Here is a 20,734-nt window from a genome sequence, read left to right as displayed (position 1 = left end):
ACCCGCGCCACCGGCGGCGGCGGCGTGGTTGTGCGTCTGGCAGACCGGTCGAACCGGAGCGTCACTGGTTTTTGGCGTGGGTGCCGGCGACCGCGTCCGGACGAGCTGACGCCTACGGGTTCTCGGGCGAGGTCGTAGGCGTGGCACGCGAGACGTACAGCAGCCTGGGCGTCCGTGCCCGAACCGCATCGACCGCAAGCCACGCCGCACCAACGGAGCCGAGGGCTACGTACAGAGGCCAGGAGTTTTCATCCTTCGCGACGAGTGCGCCCGCGCTTACGCTCAGCCCGACCAGACCCAGCGCAATGAGAACAGCCCAGAGAAACTCTGCCCTAGTGCCGCCCTCCATCAGGTGCAGCATGGACAAGTTCGGCGATGTCATCTTGCCGCCGCGAAAGTACTCGGACGCGATTCGATACCGCTCTAGATACGCCCGAATGGCTCGCCGCATGGGTGACCAGATCGCGCCGACCGCAAGGAGCCCGAGCACCCAGGTCGACAGATCCCCATAAGAAGCGACGATCACGAACGGAGCGGCAACGGCCCAGACAGCTGCCTCCAGATAAAAGCGTGCGGGCACCATCACACTCGCGACCATCTGGCTCGCTGCCCAAGCGTGGACCTGTGCCAGCGCGTCGAGGCGGCCGGCGTCAGCCTCGTCGTCGGCGAGTTCGCGCGACCATTCCGCGATCCGTCGCATCCGGGCGCGCTGTGTTAGCTGGTCGAGGCCGATCAGGACACCGAACACGGATGCGATCACGGCGGTGACGGCGACAAGGATAGTCAGCAACTGGTCCAAGGGTTTGACTCACTCTCGTGTCTCTCAGGCTCCTACCGGAACTCTCCCAGGTGCGCGACCGTCCGCGTGCACACTCAGCGGCGTAGATATCCAGGGCCCGAGTGCGCCAGACCCGGCAGCGCCTTGGACGTCCCAGGTCGGCCTACCCGTACGGCGACGCACCGGGACCGCGCGGAGGCCGCAGGACAGCCAACGAGCCTACGGAGGCACTTGGGGGTACCTAGGGGCGCGCGCCCCGTGAGGCCCCCCGCCGTTGGCATGGCCGACAAATGCGCGCGTTAACGCCACTTACGCGCTGTTCCTCTCCGTTGACGTGGGAACGGCGGCGCCAACCTCGCACCGCCCGCACTACGGCTGGCTACGCATCTTGGGTGTGCCGGTAGCGCTGGCGAGCGGCCTCTCCAGAGGTCCCAAGCAGCGAACCGATGAACGCCCAGGAGTATCCGCTCGAGCGTGCGCGGGTTACGGCATCGCTGATCGAGCGTTCCGCGTCCGAGCGAGACTGCACCGCCTGGCGTAGCTCGGCGAACGCCCCGGGGTCTCGTTCATTCCCTGCCGACGGCTCGTAGTTCTCGAACCGCCGGGCGAGCTCGTCGGCGTGCTCGAGGATCTCCTGCACTGTGCGCGGCATCTTCATCACCTCAGAAACTTCTCGCGGGCTCTCATCGCATGGACGATCACCGACGCCGTGACACCGTCCACGACGATCTCGAAGATGATCGCCGTGCGGTTGGCGCCGATCACCATCGTGAATCCTTCGTCGAGGTCGAACACCCGAATCGGGTGCGCGTACGCATGCAGGATGTCCTCGTCGCTGACGCCATGCTTGCGCGCGCTCTCCGCGATGATCGGGTCGTCGCCCACAGGCAACAAGTTATCTTGCGTCGCCGTTAGACTCAAGAGTTCTCGGTCGCGGCGTGCGCGTCGCGGCACTCCCCCGGTACGTGGACCACGGCCAAGAGCGCGATCAGCCCGCCGCCGACCGCCCCGCCGCCCCCAGAATCCGCGCGGCCGTCAGGTACCTGACGCCTGTGCGGAGCGCGCGCGAGCCGGTATCGTCCGGGGGTCGAAGGCTAGATCGCCGGATGCGCTCGAACCCCGCGATCGCACGCCAAGATGTGCACCACGAATGGTGCTCGCGGACCCATCGTTTACCCATCGTTTTCAACCCGAGAACGCCGTATGCGACCATGCCGACCGGTCCCCCAGATCCTGCGTTAGTGCAGTTCAGTGCCGCTTTCCACCGACAGGCGCAACCATCCAAAACTCCGCCGCGAAAGCGATCCAGTGTGGGTTCGAATCCCACTCGGGGCACTTGGAAGTGGCTGTGATCTGCGGGAACGTTCCGCGGATCCGGTCAGGATTTGATCCGTTTCGGAAGCCGAGTTGAGTTCAGATGTGCGTGCACCCACCGAATCGCGCTGTTGACCTGCTACAACGCTAGGGAAGCTCGGCTCAGATCCGGCGGCACGAACTGGCATCGTCGCCGTGTACTCACTACTTTGAATCGCGCTTCCCCGTCCGACCGAGCGGTGATGCCCTGCAGCGCTCGATCGCGACGCGGCGGGCTGCCAGCGCCAAGGCAGGATCTCTCGACCGTCCGCGCTCTCAGACTCCACCTGCAGGACCGTCACATAGGTGGCGATAAGCGGCGAGTGGGGAGCAACCTTAGATCGGAGAGCTCGTCCTGCTCCGGCGAGCCGAACGGCACCTCTCTCGGATCGCGGCTGGACCGACTCGACCGACATCGGGCGGATCGACCCTTCGTCCGGATGACCGCAGGCTGAGGCACCGACGCGTTCACGTCGGTGCCTCAGCCCACCATTCCGTCGGGGGACCGTGTCAGGCGGCGAGTGCCACCGTCGGTGGTGTGCGGGCAGCCCGGAGCGCGGGGTAGATCCCAGCGACGGCGCCGATGGCCAAGGTCGCGGCGACCCCGATGACGAGGACGCCAGGTGGCACGACCGGGATCCACCCGTTGGCCAGCGCCCCCAGCGCGGTGACAGCGGCCCCGATCCCGGCTCCCGTGATCCCGCCCAGTGCCGACAACAGCAGGGCTTCGCTGAGGAATTGGGCGGCGATGTGGTGCCGGGTGGCGCCTAGCGCACGGCGCAGACCGATCTCTCGCCGCCGTTCGATGACCGAGATGATCATCGTGTTGGCCACCCCGATCCCGCCGACGAGCAGCCCGATCGATCCCAGTCCGAGCAGCAGGCCGGTGAAGGTCTCGTCGGCGGCGTCTCGGGCCGCTAGGGCGTCCGAGGGTCGGGACACCGCGACGGCGCTGGGCCGCTCGGGTTGGATGGCAGGCGCGATGAGCCCGGCGACCGCGGAGACGGTTGCATCCGTGGACCGCTCGTACAGTCGCGTCGGGTTGCCGGAATTGCCGAACTTCGACGTCGCGACTGGCATCCCGACGAGCGCGGCGATGTCGAGTTCGGGTGCCAGTTGCACCGGGTCGAGGATCCCGACCACGGTCGTGTTGCGTCCGCCCAGCCACACCTGGCGTCCGACTTCGGTGACCCCGAGCCGTTGAGCGGCGATTGCGCCCAGGACCGTCGTCGGGAACTGTGCGGTGGCCTCATCCAGCCAGCTGCCGGCGCGGACGTGGCCTTCCACGACGTCGAGTAGGTCCAGCTCGGTGGCGGTGACCGTCAGTCCGCCGGTCAGGCCGGCGTCCACCGCTCTGCTGCGGTACACCGCGACGTCGTGCAGGTCCGTCGTCGTCGTCGCCATGATGACCCCGGCGATCCGCTCGACCCGAGCTGCCGCGTCGGCAGGCAGCGGCGGCGGCGGCCCGAGCCCACCACCGGAGTCGGAGACCCCTGCGGTGAGGAGGTTGGTGCCCAAAGTCGCCAGCTGCCGGTTCAGTTGTTCCTGACTGGACGCCGAGAGGCCGACTACGGCGACCATCGCGGCGATGCCGATGGCGATGCCGAGGGCGGAGAGCACCGCACGTGCCGGTCGGGCCCGTAGCCCGGCCGAGCCCAGGTGCAGCAAGTCGCCTGCGCGCAACCGGGAGGGACCGGGATCTGACCCCTCGACGGGGCGGGCCGTAGTGGCGGTCACAGCGCTGCCCGCTCACTGCTGTCGATGCCGGTGAGGAGCTGCGCGGCCGAGTCGCCCACGATCCGGCCGTCGGCGAGGGTCACCTGTCGGGGTACCCGGGCTGCGAGCTCGTGGTCGTGGGTGATGACGATGATGGTGGTCCCAGCCGCGTTCAGCTCATGAAGCAGCCCCACAATGCTGGCCCCGGAACGGGAGTCCAGGTTGCCGGTCGGTTCGTCGGCGAGGAGCAGCCGTGGTCGCCCGACGAGGGCGCGGGCGATGGCGACGCGCTGCCGCTCACCCCCGGACAGCTGGTGGGGTCGGTGATCCAGCCGGTGCCCGAGCCCGACGCTCCTCAGCGCGGCGCGGGCCTGGTCCCGGCGTTCGCGGCGCTGAACCCCGGTGTAGAGCAGCCCGTCGGCGACGGAGTCGACCACGATCACCCCGTCGGTGAGGTGGAACTGCTGGAACACAAACCCGATCCGGTGGGCCCGCAACGCCGAGAGGCCCGCGTCGGACAGCCCGTTCACCTCAACACCGTCGACGTACGCCCGACCGGAGGTGGGCTTGTCCAGCGTGCCCATGATGTTGAGCAGGGTGGACTTGCCCGAGCCGCTCGGTCCGACGACGGCGACGAACTCGCCGGGCTCAACCGTCATAGTGACCCCGGCTAGTGCCCGCACCGGGGGTGACCCGTAGCTCTTGGTGACCTTGTCCAGGTGCAGAACGGCGCTCATCGGGTCGGCACCACGACGTCGAGACCCGCACGGATACCTTCGCCGGAGATCTGGACCCGACCGGAGGCGAAGGAGCCTGCAGTCACCGGAAGTACCGTCGTCGGGTCCCCGGCGCGCTCTCCGGGGACCTCGACGCCGAAGGTGGACCCATCGAGGGGGACGAGCGCCTCGACCGGCACCGTCAGTACGCCGTCGGCGAGGGTGCTGGCGAACCGGACGGAGACGTCGGCCTGGGAGAAGGCCGCCGCACCAGCCTGGTCGGCCAGGCTCACGGTGACCGGTACCACGGCCTCCGGGGTGGACCCGTCGGCCCCGGCCCGCTCCACGGCCGCGCCCACGCCGGTCACGGTGGCGGGCAGATCCGTGCCGTCGGGCAGGACGACCGTGACCGCAGCCCCGACGACGGCCAGCTCCTGGTCGCCCAGCGTGAGGTCGATGTCGACGACCTTGTCGGTGCCCGACGTGTTGTACAGCTCGCTGCCGCCGGCCACGTCGGCGCCGAGCCGGCTGGTCAGTGCGGCCACACGCACCGGGGAGTCGGCGAACAGCACCTCCGACCGCGCGACCGTGCCGGCCTGGTCCACGCCGAGGGCCTTCTGCCACCGCTTCACGGCGGCGGCCGTGCGGTCGGTGAAGCGGGCATCGGGTGTGTCCCGGAAGTACCCGAACGTCACCAGGGCCTGCTCCAGTTGCCGGACGTCGTCGCCGTCGCTCATGCCGACGGCGAAGTCCCGCCAGGCCGGAAGCGCACCGGAGAGCAGCACGACCGGGCGGGTGTTGACGGTGTACAGCACGTCCCCGGGGTTGATCGTCGTCCCGACGGGCGGGAGCATCGTGACCACTCCGGCGGGACCCGCAGTCACGGGCACCCCACCCGGAAAGCGCAGGGTCCCGCGCACGGCGGTCTCGGCGACCATCGTCCCGACCGTCACCGGGACGGTCGCCAGGGAGGTCGACGGCGCGCCGTCGGCCTGCGGCGTGGCGCGCGCAACCCAGACGGCGCTCCCCGCGACCACCGCGGCCAGCAGCCCGAGGGCCGCCACCACCCACCACACCTTCCGCCGCCGGTTCGGACCGGCGGGTTCGACCCATTCCTGTGCCCCGTCGCCCCTTGGCGTGGTCGTCAGGGTCGACTCGCCGTCTCCGGTCGGAGTGGTCCCGGGGGTGCCCGAGCGGCGCGCGCCTGCTCGGGACATCAATTCGCCGCCGGCTCGCAGCTGAGGAACTCGTCCTCCGTCAAGCCCTCCGGCACGCTAATGGCCTCCTCCGGGCCAGGGTCCGGGACGTCGTAGCCAAGCGCGCGGTAGCACGCAGCCATGGCCCGGTACTCCTCGTGCACCCGCGCGCTCTCCTCCGGCGTCCAGTTATAGATCGGCGGATCGCCGATCACACCCCGGCAGTCCGCTGCCGCGGACTCGTACTCGGGACCGGCCTCCGTGATCCCCTTGCCCCGGGCGGGGTCCTTCACGTCCAGGCCGCCGTCGCGCATGCACTGGGCCAGCTTGAGGTCGTAGGCGTCCCGCTCAGGGTTGGCGTTATCGGTGCCTTGACCGCTGCTAACGCCGCTACCGCTGCTACTCGTGGACGACGTGGTGGCCGGGCTGCTGGTCGGGGCGGTATCCGTGCCGCAGGCGGCCAGCGCTAGCGCTAGGACTGGCACTGCGAGGAGGGCTGCGGCGCGGGGTCGTGCCGTCGCCCATCGGCGGGTCGGGGCAGTGGGTAAAGCGAACACGAGGTCCTCCTGGGTTAGCGGCAGTCACGCCGCGGGATCGACAGGACCGACCCAACACGTCCGCCGGTTGCCCAGGCGTTCGCAAAAACGCATATGTCCACGAGACGGGCGCTCAGAGGATGTCGTGGGCATATGCGGAAGCGCAGACGCCAGCGCGACCACCGGCCGACTTCACTGGTCGTCGGTCACCAGTTTTCGATGCCGCACCGGATTCGCCGGGCGGGGAGGAGCTCCACCATGACAACCACCCACCGACAACCCACCGTCCCTGGCGAGCCGAACTCCATGGAACGTCTCCTGCTTGTGCTGGCCGCGCTCGTCGTGCTGGTCGCGGTCGGCTGCATCACGCTGGGTCCGCCCGGGGCAGTAGCCGACGCCCGCAGGGCGGTGGCAGCAATGGTCGAGGGGCTGGCCGGGCTGTCGCCGGGCACCATGCCCCGAGCTCAGGTGGAGTCCGTGGCGAACGTGCTGCTCTTCGTCCCGCTGGGGGCCCTGGCGGCACGCGCCCTCAGGCGTCGCACCACGGTGCTCCCCCTGGCCCTGGGTGCCGGCACGTCGGTGCTGGTCGAGCTGACGCAGGCCGCGCTGCCCGGCCGGGTGCCCGACCTGGTCGACGTCGCTGCCAACACCGTTGGAACTGCGCTAGGCGTGGCACTGACCACCGTGCTCTTGGCCTCGTCCCAGCGGCCCACCCCCCGGCGGAACGCCGTCCCCCGCTCGCGCCGGGGTGCCCTCACCGCGCTGGTCTCGGCCCCGCTCGTGCTCGCCGGTGTGACCGGATGCTCGACGGCCGGCTCGGTCGCCTCCTCGGTCGGTTCGACCGAGGCGCCTGTCGCGGCTGAGGTCCCGGCCGGCGCCGCGCTGGACGGAGCAGCGCTGACCGCCCAGGACGGTTGGCTCCCCGACGGAGACGTGCTGTCTCCGTTCGACGACGCGCCCGCCCTGACCCGCTTGGACGACAGCCTGCGCACGGCCGTCCAGGACGCCTTTCGCGACGCGAAGGCCGACGAGGTGGGTTTCCATGTGACCACGGGATGGCGCAGCGCCAGCTACCAAAAATCGCTCTTCGACGACGCCGTGGCCAAGTACGGCAGCCCCGAAGCGGCGCGGGCATGGGTGCTCCCACCCGATGAGTCGTCCCACGTCACGGGCGACGCGGTCGACGTCGGTCCCACCGAAGCGATGTACTGGCTCGCTCAGCACGGGTCGGACTACGGGCTCTGCCAGACGTACGCCAACGAGATGTGGCACTTCGAACTGGCCGTCGAGCGTGGTGGAGAATGCCCCGCACCGGTCGACGCCCCCGCCGCCCGATGACAGTCCTCCTTAGACTCGTCCCATGCGAGTGCTGATAGCCGAGGACGAGCCGTACCTGGCTGACGCCATCCGGGACGGCCTCCGGCTGGAGGCAATCGCATCCGACGTGGTTCACGACGGCGACAGCGCGCTGGAGAACCTGACCGTCAACACCTACGACGTCGTCCTGCTCGACCGCGACCTGCCCGGCACCTCCGGGGACGAGGTGGCCCGGTGGATGATCGCCGCGAACTGGCCGTGCCGGATCCTCATGCTGACCGCGGCCGACCGTCTGGAGGAGAAGATCGCCGGGTTCGAGCTCGGAGCCGACGACTACCTCACCAAGCCCTTCGCGATGCGGGAACTGGTGGTCCGGCTGCGCGCCCTGGCCCGCCGTCCGCTCGAGGGCGCACCACCAGTTATGGAGTTCGCCAGCCTCACCCTGGACCCCTTCCGCCGCGAGGTGTACCGCGACAGCCGGTACGTGGGGCTGACCCGCAAGCAGTTCGCGGTGCTGGAGGTGCTGATGGCCGCTCGCGGCGGGGTCGTCAGCGCGGAAACGCTGCTTGAGCGAGCGTGGGACGAGAACGCCGACCCGTTCACCAACGCGGTCCGGATCACCATCTCGTCGCTGCGCAAGCGCCTGGGCGACCCGTGGCTGATCCACACCGTTCCTGGCGCCGGCTACCAGGTGGGCGCACCGGCGGCTGACTGCGACGGCGCGAGCGGTCCCGACCTCCGGTGAGCGCCCGCCTCCGGCTGACCCTGAGCTACGCGGCGTACCTCGCCGTCGCTGGCCTCGGCACGGTCGCACTGTTGGCCTACGTGCTGCACTTCGTCCCCGATCGCAACCTCAGCGACCCCCTCGGCGCCATCCCGAACCGCGGCGACCTGTTGACCGCGCTGGTGCCGAAGCTGGTGATGGTGCTCGCTCTGCTGGCCGCGATCGGGCTGATCGGTGGCTGGTTCCTGGCCGGCCGTATGCTCCGCCCGCTGCACGCGATCCACTCTGTGGCCCAAAAGGTCGCTGCCGGCTCGCTAGAAGACCGGGTGCGCCTGCCAGGGCGCCGGGACGAGTTCGGCGAGCTCGCCCGCACCTTCGACGCCATGCTCGACCGGATCCAGTCCAGCCTCAACGAGCAGCGCCGGTTCGCCGCCAACGCCTCCCACGAGCTGCGCACCCCCTACGCCGTCGAGCGAGCGATGCTCGACGTAGCGCTGGCAGACCCAGCTGGCGTGGACGTCCCAAAACTGCTGCGCCGGCTCGACCAGACCAACCACCGCGGCACCGAAATGGTGGAGGCTCTGCTCGCTCTGGCCGCCCTCGACCAGGGCCGCACCCCTCCCCTCGTCCCGATCGACCTAGCCGAGCTCACCGCAAACGTCGTCCTCGAACTGACCGAACTGGCCGACCACGCCGGGATTACCCTCATCACCAGTTTTGGTGAGGGCGACCTCGACGGCGCCGCGCCGTTGATCCGGCAGCTGGTGACCAACTTGGTCCTCAACGGCGTCCGGCACAACACCGGCCCGAGCGGACGCGTCGAGGTCACGACCGGGACGACGACCGACGGCCGGTCCGAGCTGCAGGTGGTCAACACCGGCCCGGTGGTTCCGCCCCAACTGCTGACCACGCTCACCGAGCCCTTCGTACGCGGCGCGGGACGTCAAGCGGCCAGCGGATCTCCGGGCGCTGACTCCGCCCCGCTCGGCAGCGGGCTGGGCCTGGCCATCGTGGCCCGCGTGGCACACGTACACGGCGCCGATCTGACGCTCTCCGCGCTGCCCGAGGGTGGTCTGCACGTCCGGGTGACCTTCACCGCACCGGGGGGTATGACCGCCAGGTAGGCAGCCGGCCGGGCACCTCGAGGAGTCCACCGCCTGGTGGCTTTCGGGACAGATAGGCGACCTCGGAGGTCTGATCGATCCGCAGCCACACCTAGGTGATCAGGCCCGTCAAGCTCGTCCTACTCGCGGTGTCACCGGAACGGACTGCGACACACCCGCTCGGGTGGTGGGACAGATACCGCCGGCACAAGCCCTACGCGATCATGTACCGACCGCTGATCGCCGCCGAGGTCATCGAGGAACTCACCGCCCGAGACCCGCACCTGGACTTCGCCAGCACTCGGCGCAACATCCTTACCCGCTGCATCGACGTCAACGCGCTCGTTGGGCTTGAGTTCACGTCCGCTGCCGTCGGCGTCGGCTCGCCGAGCCTTGCTCGCACCTCGAGCGGCTTGCCGGGCCGGGTCTGCTTCGTCCGCATATCCACCGTGGCGGCGTGCGGGTCGACGTACTCACCAATCGCACGATCACGACAGGGTCACCGATCAGAACCTGACCCTCGCGACGAGCTGTCCGAGGCGACACCGTTCCTAATCCGTCCCACGTCGTCAATCTCGCCGCCCAAGCGATGGACGAGGTCCGCCGCCGCGTCGAGCAAGAAACCCTCGGGCACCGCGGCCGCGCCGACGACCCGCTCTACCGAGTCCGCAACATCTTGCATCGCGTCGCGGGTGAGCTGACCGAGCGGCCCTGGGCCCGACTTGTCGACAGCCTGGAACGCGGTGACATAGGCGACAAGGTCTTCGTCGCCCAGCAGTGCTACCAGCAGGTCCGGTCCGCCTTCGACACCTACCTGGCCTACTACGCGGTCGCGGTCATGTGCGCTTGAGTCGTCGGCTCCGAAGTCACGCAGCACTCAGCGGCAGCGCACGTGACTGTCCCGCCGGGGCCGATGAACGCCTCTGCGGCGAGGTGCAATCGTTCGTCGTTTCCTCAGACGTAATGGCTGACCGCCAGGTCGCGTCCCAAGAGTCCGGAGGCGGGCACGTTTCGAAGTGCCGGAATGACGCGGTCCGGGTCCTCGGGATCGTAGATTTCGATCCGGTGCTCGGGATGGCAGGCTTGGGCCCAGAGATCGAATCTGGCGCTGAAGGCTCCCGCCACCGGGTGCTGGAAGTTCTTTGTCCCGGAGATGCACTCACCAACGCGGCCCTCGGCCCAGAGCGCCGCGAACGCCGGATCCTTCATCACAAGCTCACCGACGAGAGCGGCCAAGGCGGTGTCGCCCGGGTGCTTGCCGCTGATCATCCGGTGGTAGGCGACCAGATCACCGGCTTCCTTGGTCCAGTTGGGGTACAGCGCACGCGATCGAGGGTCGAGGAAGAGCAGACGCGCCATAGATGGCCGCTCGCTTGCGATCGTGGGCGCGGAGAAGCGCAGGTGGGGGGCGATAAGAGCGTGCCCGAGCGGGTTCCAGGCAAGAACGTCGTTGCGTCGTCCGAGCAGAACGGCAGGGCGATCGGTGATGAAGGCGAGCATCGACAGGGCTGGGGCACTCGCGATCTCCAGGGGTGGCGCCGCGCGGCCCTTCAGGGGCACCCGCGCCTTTGACAGGTCGAGAACGTGCTCGGTCTCGGTCACGCTGAGTTGCAGGGCCGTGGCGATCGCGAGGAGCACCTGGTCCGAAGCGTGTCGGCTGTGGCCCTGTTCAAGTCGGGTGTAATAGCCGATGCTGACCCCGGCCAGCTGAGCAACCTCCTCGCGCCGAAGTCCACGGACGCGTCGACGGTCGCCGTAACCGGCAAGCTGGGTCCGGGCCGGCGAGAGGTCACCGCGCTTGGCGCGAAGGAATTCGGCGAGCGGTCCTGGACAGTCCATATTTGAAGGCTACGTCGAGCGTCGTCGGGCAACCGACCTCCTGCCATTCCCTCGCAGGGGTAGGACAGTGCGGGATCTGGTACCGGGTTGCAGCACCTCGGACGATGGCGACATGAGATTCCCACCCCCGATCTATGCCTTGGCACTGACGTCATTCGCGTTCGGAACCGCTGAATTCGCCCCGAACGGTCAGTTGTCGTCGGTCGCTGACGGCTTCGCGGTGTCGGTTGCTGACGCCGGCCTGATCACCACCGGTTTCGCGATAGGAGGGGCCATCGGTGGGCCTCTCATCGCAGCCGCGGCGACTCGCGTCCCCCACAAGCACCTGGCCATCATCCTCGTGGGGGTGTTCCTGGTGGCGAACATCCTCACTGCGCTCTCGCCCAGTCTCGTCGTGGCTGTCATCGGCCGCGCCGTCGCGGGCGCCGCGCTCGGCGCCTTCATGGGGATCGCGATCACCATCGCCAGTGACCTCGTCTCGGTGGCAGCGCGCGGTCGCGCGATCGCGTTGGTCTTTTCGGGTCTGACGATCGCGAACGTGCTGGGCGTGGTCATCGGCAACCTCGCTGGTAACGCGTGGGGATGGCGAAGTGTCTTTTGGTTCGTCGTTGGCCTCGCGGTCGTCTCACTCATCGGCCTGACGGCAGCTCTACCTCGAACGGGGGCCTGTTCCGCGGCAGCTGGCAGCGTCGGTACGGCGCTACGAACCGGGCGGTTGTGGATGACGTACGGGGCGATGGCTCTCGCGTATGCCGGCTTGTTCACGATGTTCACCTATATCGAGCCGATCCTGCGTGAACGCGCTGGCGCTTCAGCTGGGAGTGTCGTGTGGTTGTTGCTGCTGTTCGGTGTGGGCCTAGTCGTCGGCACCCACTACGCAGGGAGCTTCGCCGACCGGTCTATCCGTAACACCACGGCTGTGGTGATGATCCTCCTGGTCACGACTCTCGTGGCGTTCTCCTTCCTCGACACCCACCTCCTCGCCGTGATCGTCCTCCTCCCCCTCCTCGGTGCTGCGGGGTTCGGCATGGTTCCGCCGTTGCAGTCGTTCGCCGTCGAGGTCGCCCAGGTAACCTCTCCGTTCATCTCCGCCCTGGCGTCAGCGTCGTTCTTGGCGGGCGTCAGCTTGGGCTCCGCCGTGGGTGGTGAGATCCTCCGTCAGGGCGGCGACTACCACACCCTCCCCCTCGTGGGAGCCGGACTCACGGTGGTGGGGCTGCTCGTCTTCCTCAGGAGCGACACACTGCACAAGCGGGCCGCGACACACGTGCCGATGGTGATGTCCCCGGTGTCGGCGCGTTGACGCGACACCGGCGCCGGTGCGAACTCCCTTGTCCAGAGGCCGCCCATCACATCGCGAGCACCCCGCAAGGGCGACAACTGCCTGCTCCTCGGCGCAGACCTGGCACCCGGCGAGTCACGCCAACGCAGGCCGTTCGCTGGTGAACTGGACCGGGGCGACCTCGGTTACCGCACCGCGGCGCAGTGACGGACGCTGTTACCACGTCGCCCACCGCCAAAGCCACTCCAGGGGCCCGCGTCGGAAGCGGGTCAGCCACAGCGTGGAGAACACCCCCTGCGCCACAAGGATGGCGAAGGGCACCAGGAACACCGCGGCCCCGGACTCGCTCCTACCGAGGTCCCGGAGGTTCCCTGCGAGCCGTTCTGTCGATGACCCTCGGCCGCGGCCCGACGAACATCCAGCGTCGTCGTCAAAGCCGAGGACGGTGAGCACGCACAGGAGGTCGTGCCCGCGAGCGACCCGACGTCGTGCTGGTGGACATCCGCGTGCCCCGGGGCGACGGCCATCCGGCGACGGAGGGCCTTCTCGCGTTGGCCTACCCGCCCAAGGTCATCGTGCCTTGGGTCTTCGGCACCGTCGACCAGGTCCTCGCCGCACTGCGGGTCGGCGCGAGTGGCTTCGCGCTCGAGGACTCACCGCCACCGAAGATGATCGAGGCCGTCCACCACGTCATCGCCAGGGAGCCGATCCCCCTGACGACTTGACTAGGACCCCTAGGTTCTTCTAGGGTATCCCTAGGAAGCAAAGGAAGGTGAAGCCATGGCACGCGTAGGACTTACTCCGGCACGCGTCATTGCCGCTGCTGCCGAACTGGCAGACACGGACGGGTTTGAAAATGTGTCGATGTCCGCGGTCGCTCGGCACTTTGGGGTCAAAGACGCGAGCCTGTATACCCACGTGCGGAGCCTCCAAGAACTACGTTCCGCGGTAGCGGTGCTCTCGCTGGCCGAGCTAGCGGATCAGGTAGGCGCAGCGCTCGCGGGGCGAGCCGGACGCGACGCCCTGGTCGCCTTCGCCAACGCGTACCGCTCGTACGCGCTGGATCATCCTGGGCGGTACGCGTCGACACAGATGACTTTGGAGCCCGCTGTTGCCGAGCAAAGTGCCGCCGGCCGCCACGCGGCTATGACACGAGCCATCCTGCGCGGCTACGCACTCAGCGAACCCGACGAGACGGATGCCGTGCGGTTACTCCATGCCACCTTCCACGGCTATGTACTGCTGGAACGGGGCGGAGGCTTTAGCCGCGGCACGCGCTCCTCCAGTGCGTCGTGGGAACGCGCTCTGAATGTGCTGCACTTCACGCTCAGTCACTGGCCTCCGGCCGGCATCCCCTCGCTACCCAGAAAGGACCCATTGTGAAACAGCTCACCGAAACAGAAGTGCGCGCATCCTTCATCAATATCTCCCTTCGGGAACGGAAGGCTGTCAAGCTGCCCCCTGAATTTGAAACCCTTGTCTGGACAGACCTCGACTACCTGGGGTGGAAAGATCCCAAACTCGCCAACGTTGGTTACGTCGTCACCCACCTCGACGATGGCCCGACCGGGATCATGCTGCGGCAGGCTGAGGGGCGTACCCGCACTCGCGCGCAATGCTCCTGGTGCGAGGACGTCACCCTCCCCAACGACGTTCACTACTTCGCCGCGAAGCGAACGGGGGGCGCCGGACGGGCTGGCAATACGGTGGCAACCCTGGTCTGTGCCAACTTCGAGTGCTCCGCCAATGTGCGAAAGCTCCCTCCTCTGGCCTACACCGGCTTCGATCTGGAAGCGGCTCGAACTAAGCGAATCCACTCGCTCCAACTACGTTCGAGGGTATTCGTCGCGGGGATTCGTTACAACAAGAGCGGTTCGGAACAATAATGCGGACACCGATGCTCGGCGTGTCTAGCCACGTAGCGGCCCGTTCCCATGGCGTTGAGTAACCCCGCCAGCACAAGAAACTGACCGCCACGTAGGCGTCATTCGAAACGTTTCAGTTCGGACGAGATCTCCACCGTGTGACTACCGGTGTCCAAGCAATTTCCTGCCCCCATCCGGCGCGGACGGAAGCCGACGCTCAGATTGTTCAGGTCGATAGTCGTGACCTTGTGCGATCTGCGGTGCGATTACTCATCACCGGAACTCGTCGGAGCGTCTCAGCGCCCGATCTCCCGCACGATAGATCGATTCGCCCCGCTCCCGAGGGTGCCCAGCCGCGACGAGGTGCCCACCAGGTCCCGACCGTGGGCGACCTCGACCCGACCGCAGGCGCATCGGTGTCTCCATTGTGCCCACACGAACTCATCGAGGAAGCCCGCGACCATGACAGACCGAACAGTGCCGATTCGACCCGCTTACCCCAAACTGCTTGTTGCCGTCCTTGCCCTATCGGGGGTGAGCGCCTCGTTCATGCAGACGATCCTCATCCCCATCCAGCCCCAGCTGCCTCAGCTGCTACACGCCTCCGGCCAAGACACCGCTTGGGTCATCACCGCTACCCTTGTCGCCGCAGCGATCAGCAGTCCCATCGCCGGTCGGCTCGGAGATATGTACGGCAAACAACGCATAGCCATGGTGCTTCTCGTGCTACAGCTCTGTGGAGCCATCCTCGCCGCACTGTCCGACACCCTCGCCCCGATGATCATCGCGCGAGTACTTCAGGGCGTAGCCGCCGGTGTCATCCCCCTAGGAATCGCCATCCTGCGCGACGTCCTCCCGCCGCAACGCCTCGGGTCAGCCATCGCCCTCATCAGCGCGACCCTTGGAGTCGGCGGAGCGCTCGGCCTACCCATCAGCGCTCTAGTTGCCGCAAACCTCGACTGGCATGCCCTGTTCTGGATCGCCGCAGCCCTCACCCTTGCCTGCCTGGTTCTCTATGCCAAGGTTGTGCCCGCCGGCTCCCTCCGCGCAGCCGGACGGCTCGACTTTGTCGGAATAGCGGGTCTCACTGTCGGCCTGGTCAGCGCCCTCATTGCCGTGTCCCGCGGCGGACAATGGGGCTGGGGCGACCCGCGAACCCTCATTCTGTTCGTCGGAGGCATCGCGATCCTCATCCTCTGGGGCATCTTCGAACTCCGCGTCACTGATCCTCTCGTCGATCTGCGAGCGAGCGCCAGCAGGCCCGTCTTGCTCACCAACCTCGCCTCTGTCGCGATGGGGTTCGCACTATTTGCCTCAAGCATCGTCTTTCCACAACTACTGCAGCTCCCGCTCGCTACCGGAGTGGGACTCGGACTCTCCCTGGTCGCCGCTGCCCTCGTGCTCGCCCCTGCGGGACTCGCGATGATGGCGATGGCTCCGGTGGCCGGTCGCATACAGCGAGCACGGGGCTCGAAAACACTTCTGATTGTTGGAACCTTCGTCATCGCCATCAGCTACGGAAGCGCTCTGCTCTTTCACGCGGCCTTCTGGCAGATCCTCATCGTCAACACCCTCCTGGGCGCAGGAATCGGACTCGGCTACGCCGCCATGCCGGCACTGATCATGCAGGCTGTTTCCCCAAGCGAAACCGGTGCCGCCAACGGACTCAACGCGCTCATGCGGTCGCTGGGAACAAGCATTGCAGCGGCAGTAGTAGGAGCCGTACTCGCTCAGTCCGCAACAAACACTGGTAACAATCTAGGCCCGAGCGAGACGGGGTTCATGATCACGCTTACCCTCGGCCTCGCCGCAGCACTACTCTGCATTGTCATCGCTTCCTTCATTCCCCAGCGCAGGATTCAGAAGGACGGCCGCGCATCAATGGGCACGTCTGCCATGAGCACCGCCGCCTTTGCGAACTCTTCACAATCGAGGAGGTAGGCACGGTCGGCGCGTCGAGGGCGGATAGGCGTAGAGGTCTCCCGAGGACGCGGTCCTGACGCCACCCATCTGGAGGCCCTCGACGCGTCTGATGGGCGACGCCGTGGCTGAGGACGTGGACTTCTCCAGCCCCGAGATCGCCCCCACGCTGATCATCAGAGTCGAGACCGTGAAGTCGGATGTGACTCGGCTGTTCGCCACTGCGGTCGACAACCGCACATAGACCGCGATGCGCGTGCGTGACGCGGGACTCGTCTGAAGTGACGCGTCTGTCCCACTTCTTGGGCCTACAACCAGTCGTGCTCGCGCGCGTAGCGAGCGGCGTCGTGCCGCGTGCGGGTCTGGGTCTTCTGCATGGCGCTGGACAGATAGTTCCGGACCGTGCCTGGCGCGAGGTGCATCCGGGTCGCGATCTCGGCGACCGAGTACCCGTCCCCGGTCACCCGGAGCAACTCGATCTCCCGGTCTGTCAACGGGCAGTCGTCGGCGATCGCCGCGGCGGAGACGTCTTGGTCGATCCACCTCCGGCCTGCGTGCAGTGCCGTGATGACAGCGGCGATGTGGGCCGGGTCGGCGGACTTGCTGGCGAAGCCCTGGACCCCGAGCTTGAGGGCGCTGCGCAGAACACCTGGTCTGGCGTGGCGCGTGAGCATGAGGATCACCTGATCGGGCAGCACCCGTCGGATCTCTGCGACGGCCTCGAGACCGCCGACGCCGGGCATCTCGAGGTCGATGACCAGCACGTCGGGCAGGTGGGCCAGCGTGGCCCCTACTGCCTCCGCGCCGTCGACGGCCTCCGCCAGCACCGTGATGTCCCCTTCTAGGGGCAGCAGCGACGCAAGCGCCTTCCGGAGCAGGGCCTCGTCGTCGGCGAGCACGACGGTGGTCATCGGACGCTCGCTGTGGTCGTCACCGGGTGGTTGCCGGGAGGTGGTGGGGGGAAGGACGCCGCTGTCAGGAATCGCCCGCCTTCGAGGCGAACCGTGAGCTCGCCGCCGTCGTCCGACACTCGGCGTGCTAGGACGGCAAGCCCCCGCAGCTCCGGTAGCACGTCGTCGACGACGCCGTCGTTGACGATGGTAATGCTGTGCTCCGAGAGCGCGATGCGAACCAGGGTTGCTCGCGAGTGCCGCAAGATGTTGGTCGTCGTCTCCCTTAGCACCTGCCCGAGCAGGTCGATGGCGCGAACGCCGACCTCGGCCGGACGGTCGACGCGGACGTGGATACCCGCCGCTTCGAGGAGATTCCTGGCGTTCTCCAGCTCCACGGAGAGGTTGAGCTTGCGTTGCCCGTACGCGAGTTCTTTGGTCTGCGCGATCGTGTCGCCGACCAGGTCGTAGACCTCGCGCAGCTCCTGCTCCACGCGCTCGGTGTCGCTGTGGATCAGCTTGCGAGCCAACGCGATCTTCAGCTTCACCACGTGCAGGGTGTGGCCCTGGATATCGTGCAGGTCGCTGGCGAAGCGCATCCGTTGGCGGATGAGGGCCAGTTCCGACTCGCGGTCCCGCTCTTCCTCCAGATCCGCCACGACGTCGTAGAACCCCTTGTTAGGGAACATCAGGCCGATCAGGATCACCGTCAGCCCGGTGGGGACGATCACCTCGGAGATGAGGTCGCTCGCGTCGGCCTGGGCGGCGGTCACCAGTCCCAGCACGCCGACCGCGGCCACGTATGCGGCCAACCCAACCGCTGCTGTGCCGCGGTGGCGGGGCAGCTGGGGAATCGTGAGGCCGCCCACGATGGCGATCGAGTAGTACGCCGCCTGCGTCTGGCTGTCCATCACGAGCGCACCGAACGGCCAGACCGCTGCGGCCACGACGAGGCACGGGATCGCCACGCGCGCGATCTCGCCCGCCGTCCATCGCTCGTAGGCAATCAGCGCCGCGACGAGGCCCAGCCCCAGGACGATGGCCTCGAGCCAGGTCTGGGCCTGCCTTGCCACCAGGAGCACCCCGACCACAGCGAGCAGGGGCAGGATCATCGTGAGGTTCAGCGTGCGAAACCGCCGCCGCGACACCCGAGCTGCGGCGGTCGACCGACGCACTGCCGGACGAGGTCCCAGTGCCCGGCGAGGGGGTCGAGCGTCCATGGGGAGCTTCCTGGTCGATGAGCTGACTAGTCCTCCAGTATCGCTCCCGCAGGTCCGGCCCCTCAGTGACGCCATGTCACGGGATTCGCCCACAAATGTCACGCCCACGAGATGACGTCGCGGCACTGGGCGCCAACGCCGGCGGCACGTGGGATGGAGGCATGACATCCGAGACCATCATCGACGTCGACACGCTGAACGTCACCTACGGCGACTTTCATGCCGTGAAGGACCTGTCGTTCCAGGTCGAGCGGGGGGAGCTGTACGCCCTGCTCGGCACCAACGGGGCTGGCAAGACCTCCGCCCTGGAAGTCATCGAAGGGCACCGCAAGGCCTCCTCGGGCGCGGTGCGCGTCTTCGGCACGAACCCGACGAACCGGCGAGCGGTACGACCCCGGATGGGGATCATGCTCCAGGACAGCGGGTTCTCCCCCGATCTCACCGTCTCCGAATCCGTCCGGCTGATCGGACACCTCACCGAGCGCACCGACACGGTCGACCGGGTACTCGGCCTCGTCGACCTCACGAGCAAGACCGACACCAGGGTGTCTTCGCTTTCCGGCGGCGAGAAGCGGCGCCTCGACTTCGCCACCGCCGTATACGGACGACCCGAGCTGATCGTCCTGGACGAGCCCACCACGGGGCTGGACATCCAATCCCGCGACGCCCTCTGGGACGCCGTCGAGCAGCTGCGCGAGGACGGCTCCACCATCGTGCTGACGACCCACTACCTCGAAGAGGCGCAGCAGCACGCCGACCGCGTCGGACTAATGCACCGCGGCCTCCTGCGCCGCCAGGGAACCGTGCCCGAACTGACCCGGGCCCTGCCCGCGACGATCCAGTTCTCCCTCGCCCCCAACGCCCCCGCGCCACCGATGCACTCCGCACCGGTGTCCGACCGGTCCTATCTGATTGAGACCTTCCACCTGCAGGCGGACCTCAAGCAGCTGCTCGACTGGGCAGATGTGCAGGCGGTCGATCTTCGCGAGCTGTCCGCCGCCCCGACCCGGCTGGACGACGTCTTCCGCGCCATGGACACCGAGCCGGCACCCGCCTGAGAACCCAGAAACGGAACCCACCATGCTTCCCATCGCACGCAGCGAACTCAGCCAGATCCTCCGCAACCGCGCCCTCCTGGTCGCCAACCTCATCCCGCCCGTTGCCGCGAGCGCGTTCTTCATCTACAACCGCGACGTGTTCGAGCGCATCGGCAGCCTCGGCTACATCGCGGCCGTGATCGTGTTCACCATCGGCGCGTTCAGCCTGTACACCACCGTGGTGACCACCCTTGCCGCTCGTCGGCAGACCCTCTTCCTCAAGCGGCTGCGCTCCACCGCGGTCAGCGACCCGGCCATCCTTTCCGGACTGGTGCTCCCCGTGGGCGCCATCTCCCTCCTCCAGGTCGGGCTGATTCTCGGGGCATTCGCCACAGTCAGTGGGCGGCCCGCCAACGTCCTGCTCCTCGTGGCGGCGATCGCTGCGGCGTTCGTGATGATGCTGGCCCTGGCCATGGCAACGGCCGGGGTGACGAACTCTCCCGAGCACGCCCAGGTCACCACCTTGCCGCTCAGCCTAGGCACCATCGCCGTGGTCAACTGGGTCGCTATCACCGGCACCGACAGCCTCGCCCCGCTCAAACGGCTGCTACCCGGCGGCTCAGCCACGGAGCTGGTCGTCAACGCCTGGAACGGCGGGGTCCCCCTTGCCGACTCCCTGCTCTTGCTCATCCCGACCCTCGCCTGGGTCGTCGTAGCGATCGCGCTCGCCTCACGGCTGTTCCGCTGGGAGCCGCGACGGTGACCGAGAACACGCCGGCAACGTGCACCGGGCGGGTATGGACGCGGGACTGACGGGCGTAGGTGGAACTCTGGACGCGTCAGGGGAAGGACCGGCGGCGATGCGGGCCTGCCCGTTGCGCAACCGTGCGTTCATGTCGTTGACGTATCGTGCGCGCCATTCGACGGGATGCGATCGGTTGGTCGGCCGATGAGGTCGGCGATGAGGTCGAATTTCTTGCCTGGTCGCCTCACAACTCTCGCCTCAGCATTCAGGCATTCGCTGACAGAACGACGAGCGATGCCTTGACTGAATGATACGACCAGGCGCAGCTCGACATGGTGGCACGCAAGAGCCAGCGGCTCTTCACAACGCCCCAAAGGAAGGAAACACACGATGGACCAGGACACGAATCTCACCCAGAGCATCGCACTCCGACGACTCGGACGGCCCGAGTCGATCGTCGGTGGGATTGCTTTCCTCGGTGTCCGGGGAGTACCAAC

Annotated in this window: 24 protein-coding genes; 12 read left to right on the top strand and 12 right to left on the bottom strand. The window is 67.7% G+C overall.

The annotated features are described in order from the left end of the window. Window positions 1-112 precede the first annotated feature (112 nt). The 7 genes from J4E96_RS09355 to J4E96_RS09325 form a co-directional block, all read right to left on the bottom strand. On the bottom strand, window positions 113-799 hold the full coding sequence (locus tag J4E96_RS09355; RefSeq protein ID WP_227425469.1) for a hypothetical protein: 687 nt from the start codon (window positions 797-799) through the stop codon (window positions 113-115). Between the two features lie 358 nt (window positions 800-1,157). Beyond that, the gene (locus tag J4E96_RS09350) at window positions 1,158-1,436 is read right to left on the bottom strand and encodes a hypothetical protein (RefSeq protein ID WP_227425714.1); all 279 of its coding nucleotides are present in this window, start codon (window positions 1,434-1,436) and stop codon (window positions 1,158-1,160) included. Continuing rightward, window positions 1,436-1,663, bottom strand: a complete 228-nt coding sequence (locus J4E96_RS09345) for a hypothetical protein (protein WP_227425468.1) — start codon at window positions 1,661-1,663, stop codon at window positions 1,436-1,438. Before J4E96_RS09345 ends, J4E96_RS09350 begins: the two co-directional genes overlap by 1 nt. A gap of 978 nt (window positions 1,664-2,641) precedes the next feature. Continuing rightward, on the bottom strand, window positions 2,642-3,751 hold the full coding sequence (locus J4E96_RS09340; protein WP_227425467.1) for an ABC transporter permease: 1,110 nt from the start codon (window positions 3,749-3,751) through the stop codon (window positions 2,642-2,644). Between the two features lie 113 nt (window positions 3,752-3,864). Next, entirely contained in the window at window positions 3,865-4,584 is a 720-nt protein-coding gene (locus J4E96_RS09335; protein WP_227425466.1) for an ABC transporter ATP-binding protein, read from the bottom strand. After that, window positions 4,581-5,630: a peptidoglycan-binding domain-containing protein gene (locus tag J4E96_RS09330; RefSeq protein ID WP_227425465.1), complete on the bottom strand. Its 1,050-nt coding sequence runs from the start codon at window positions 5,628-5,630 to the stop codon at window positions 4,581-4,583. Before J4E96_RS09330 ends, J4E96_RS09335 begins: the two co-directional genes overlap by 4 nt. Window positions 5,631-5,779: 149 nt before the next feature. Next, window positions 5,780-6,073 carry a hypothetical protein gene (locus J4E96_RS09325; protein ID WP_227425464.1) on the bottom strand — a complete coding sequence of 98 codons (294 nt, stop codon included), beginning with the start codon at window positions 6,071-6,073 and terminating at the stop codon, window positions 5,780-5,782. A gap of 480 nt (window positions 6,074-6,553) precedes the next feature. Between J4E96_RS09325 and J4E96_RS09320 the strand changes: the two genes are divergently transcribed. From J4E96_RS09320 to J4E96_RS09305, 4 genes are all read left to right on the top strand, one after another. Continuing rightward, on the top strand, window positions 6,554-7,633 hold the full coding sequence (locus tag J4E96_RS09320) for a VanZ family protein (protein WP_227425463.1): 1,080 nt from the start codon (window positions 6,554-6,556) through the stop codon (window positions 7,631-7,633). A 22-nt stretch (window positions 7,634-7,655) separates the two neighbouring features. After that, window positions 7,656-8,357, top strand: coding sequence for a response regulator transcription factor (locus J4E96_RS09315; RefSeq protein ID WP_227425462.1), 702 nt, complete (start codon window positions 7,656-7,658; stop codon window positions 8,355-8,357). Window positions 8,358-8,437: 80 nt separating this feature from the next. Next, window positions 8,438-9,460 (top strand): sensor histidine kinase, encoded by a 1,023-nt coding sequence (locus tag J4E96_RS09310; protein ID WP_227425713.1) that lies wholly within the window; start codon window positions 8,438-8,440, stop codon window positions 9,458-9,460. A gap of 568 nt (window positions 9,461-10,028) precedes the next feature. Next, complete coding sequence (locus tag J4E96_RS09305; RefSeq protein WP_406620438.1) at window positions 10,029-10,289, top strand: hypothetical protein; 261 nt, start codon at window positions 10,029-10,031, stop codon at window positions 10,287-10,289. Window positions 10,290-10,393: 104 nt separating this feature from the next. Here J4E96_RS09305 and J4E96_RS09300 read toward each other — a convergent pair whose 3' ends face one another. Then, window positions 10,394-11,278: a helix-turn-helix domain-containing protein gene (locus J4E96_RS09300; protein ID WP_227425461.1), complete on the bottom strand. Its 885-nt coding sequence runs from the start codon at window positions 11,276-11,278 to the stop codon at window positions 10,394-10,396. A gap of 112 nt (window positions 11,279-11,390) precedes the next feature. Between J4E96_RS09300 and J4E96_RS09295 the strand changes: the two genes are divergently transcribed. Next, window positions 11,391-12,581, top strand: coding sequence for an MFS transporter (locus J4E96_RS09295; RefSeq protein WP_227425460.1), 1,191 nt, complete (start codon window positions 11,391-11,393; stop codon window positions 12,579-12,581). A 195-nt stretch (window positions 12,582-12,776) separates the two neighbouring features. Here the strand turns inward: J4E96_RS09295 and J4E96_RS20425 are convergent, their stop codons facing one another. After that, the gene (locus J4E96_RS20425; protein ID WP_227425459.1) at window positions 12,777-13,013 is read right to left on the bottom strand and encodes a DUF418 domain-containing protein; all 237 of its coding nucleotides are present in this window, start codon (window positions 13,011-13,013) and stop codon (window positions 12,777-12,779) included. 41 nt (window positions 13,014-13,054) lie between these two features. Between J4E96_RS20425 and J4E96_RS09285 the strand changes: the two genes are divergently transcribed. From J4E96_RS09285 to J4E96_RS20195, 5 genes are all read left to right on the top strand, one after another. Next, the gene (locus J4E96_RS09285; protein ID WP_227425458.1) at window positions 13,055-13,285 is read left to right on the top strand and encodes a response regulator; all 231 of its coding nucleotides are present in this window, start codon (window positions 13,055-13,057) and stop codon (window positions 13,283-13,285) included. Between the two features lie 55 nt (window positions 13,286-13,340). Continuing rightward, on the top strand, window positions 13,341-13,943 hold the full coding sequence (locus J4E96_RS09280) for a TetR/AcrR family transcriptional regulator (RefSeq protein ID WP_227425457.1): 603 nt from the start codon (window positions 13,341-13,343) through the stop codon (window positions 13,941-13,943). Beyond that, a complete protein-coding gene (locus J4E96_RS09275) occupies window positions 13,940-14,446 on the top strand; it encodes an FBP domain-containing protein (RefSeq protein WP_227425456.1) in 507 nt (168 codons plus the stop codon). The genes J4E96_RS09280 and J4E96_RS09275 overlap by 4 nt, the downstream gene beginning before the upstream one ends. A 441-nt stretch (window positions 14,447-14,887) precedes the next feature. Continuing rightward, window positions 14,888-16,366: an MFS transporter gene (locus tag J4E96_RS09270; protein WP_227425455.1), complete on the top strand. Its 1,479-nt coding sequence runs from the start codon at window positions 14,888-14,890 to the stop codon at window positions 16,364-16,366. A 91-nt stretch (window positions 16,367-16,457) separates the two neighbouring features. Further along, window positions 16,458-16,589: a hypothetical protein gene (locus J4E96_RS20195; protein ID WP_264466196.1), complete on the top strand. Its 132-nt coding sequence runs from the start codon at window positions 16,458-16,460 to the stop codon at window positions 16,587-16,589. Between the two features lie 64 nt (window positions 16,590-16,653). Here the strand turns inward: J4E96_RS20195 and J4E96_RS09265 are convergent, their stop codons facing one another. Then, window positions 16,654-17,256, bottom strand: a complete 603-nt coding sequence (locus J4E96_RS09265) for a response regulator transcription factor (protein ID WP_227425454.1) — start codon at window positions 17,254-17,256, stop codon at window positions 16,654-16,656. After that, entirely contained in the window at window positions 17,253-18,347 is a 1,095-nt protein-coding gene (locus tag J4E96_RS09260) for a sensor histidine kinase (protein WP_227425453.1), read from the bottom strand. The genes J4E96_RS09265 and J4E96_RS09260 overlap by 4 nt, the downstream gene beginning before the upstream one ends. Before the next feature lie 269 nt (window positions 18,348-18,616). On the opposite strand from J4E96_RS09260, the gene J4E96_RS09255 reads away from it, so the two are divergent. Next, window positions 18,617-19,513, top strand: coding sequence for an ABC transporter ATP-binding protein (locus J4E96_RS09255; protein WP_227425452.1), 897 nt, complete (start codon window positions 18,617-18,619; stop codon window positions 19,511-19,513). Between the two features lie 22 nt (window positions 19,514-19,535). Continuing rightward, complete coding sequence (locus J4E96_RS09250) at window positions 19,536-20,255, top strand: ABC transporter permease (protein ID WP_227425451.1); 720 nt, start codon at window positions 19,536-19,538, stop codon at window positions 20,253-20,255. 128 nt (window positions 20,256-20,383) lie between these two features. Here the strand turns inward: J4E96_RS09250 and J4E96_RS09245 are convergent, their stop codons facing one another. Further along, window positions 20,384-20,641, bottom strand: coding sequence for a hypothetical protein (locus J4E96_RS09245; protein WP_227425450.1), 258 nt, complete (start codon window positions 20,639-20,641; stop codon window positions 20,384-20,386). Window positions 20,642-20,734: the final 93 nt, after the last annotated feature.

The sequence above is a fragment of the Pengzhenrongella sicca genome (assembly GCF_017569225.1).
GTDB lineage: Bacteria > Actinomycetota > Actinomycetes > Actinomycetales > Cellulomonadaceae > Pengzhenrongella > Pengzhenrongella sicca.
The sequence above is the reverse complement of the archived record's forward strand: the minus strand, read 5'-3'. Positions and strand labels throughout refer to the sequence as shown.

Excerpts from the sequence above, each read along its gene's own strand:
- J4E96_RS09325 (WP_227425464.1), bottom strand. The coding sequence starts at position 6,073 with ATGCGCGACGGCGGCCTGGACGTGAAGGACCCCGCCCGGGGCAAGGGG.
- J4E96_RS09280 (WP_227425457.1), top strand. The coding sequence starts at position 13,341 with ATGGCACGCGTAGGACTTACTCCGGCACGCGTCATTGCCGCTGCTGCC.
- J4E96_RS09295 (WP_227425460.1), top strand. The coding sequence starts at position 11,391 with ATGAGATTCCCACCCCCGATCTATGCCTTGGCACTGACGTCATTCGCG.
- J4E96_RS09315 (WP_227425462.1), top strand. The coding sequence starts at position 7,656 with ATGCGAGTGCTGATAGCCGAGGACGAGCCGTACCTGGCTGACGCCATC.
- J4E96_RS09350 (WP_227425714.1), bottom strand. The coding sequence starts at position 1,436 with ATGAAGATGCCGCGCACAGTGCAGGAGATCCTCGAGCACGCCGACGAG.
- J4E96_RS09305 (WP_406620438.1), top strand. The coding sequence starts at position 10,029 with ATGGACGAGGTCCGCCGCCGCGTCGAGCAAGAAACCCTCGGGCACCGC.
- J4E96_RS09250 (WP_227425451.1), top strand. The coding sequence starts at position 19,536 with ATGCTTCCCATCGCACGCAGCGAACTCAGCCAGATCCTCCGCAACCGC.
- J4E96_RS09320 (WP_227425463.1), top strand. The coding sequence starts at position 6,554 with ATGACAACCACCCACCGACAACCCACCGTCCCTGGCGAGCCGAACTCC.
- J4E96_RS09260 (WP_227425453.1), bottom strand. The coding sequence starts at position 18,347 with ATGATCCTGCCCCTGCTCGCTGTGGTCGGGGTGCTCCTGGTGGCAAGG.
- J4E96_RS09335 (WP_227425466.1), bottom strand. The coding sequence starts at position 4,584 with ATGAGCGCCGTTCTGCACCTGGACAAGGTCACCAAGAGCTACGGGTCA.
- J4E96_RS09300 (WP_227425461.1), bottom strand. The coding sequence starts at position 11,278 with ATGGACTGTCCAGGACCGCTCGCCGAATTCCTTCGCGCCAAGCGCGGT.
- J4E96_RS09270 (WP_227425455.1), top strand. The coding sequence starts at position 14,888 with ATGACAGACCGAACAGTGCCGATTCGACCCGCTTACCCCAAACTGCTT.
- J4E96_RS20195 (WP_264466196.1), top strand. The coding sequence starts at position 16,458 with ATGGGCGACGCCGTGGCTGAGGACGTGGACTTCTCCAGCCCCGAGATC.
- J4E96_RS09265 (WP_227425454.1), bottom strand. The coding sequence starts at position 17,256 with ATGACCACCGTCGTGCTCGCCGACGACGAGGCCCTGCTCCGGAAGGCG.
- J4E96_RS09255 (WP_227425452.1), top strand. The coding sequence starts at position 18,617 with ATGACATCCGAGACCATCATCGACGTCGACACGCTGAACGTCACCTAC.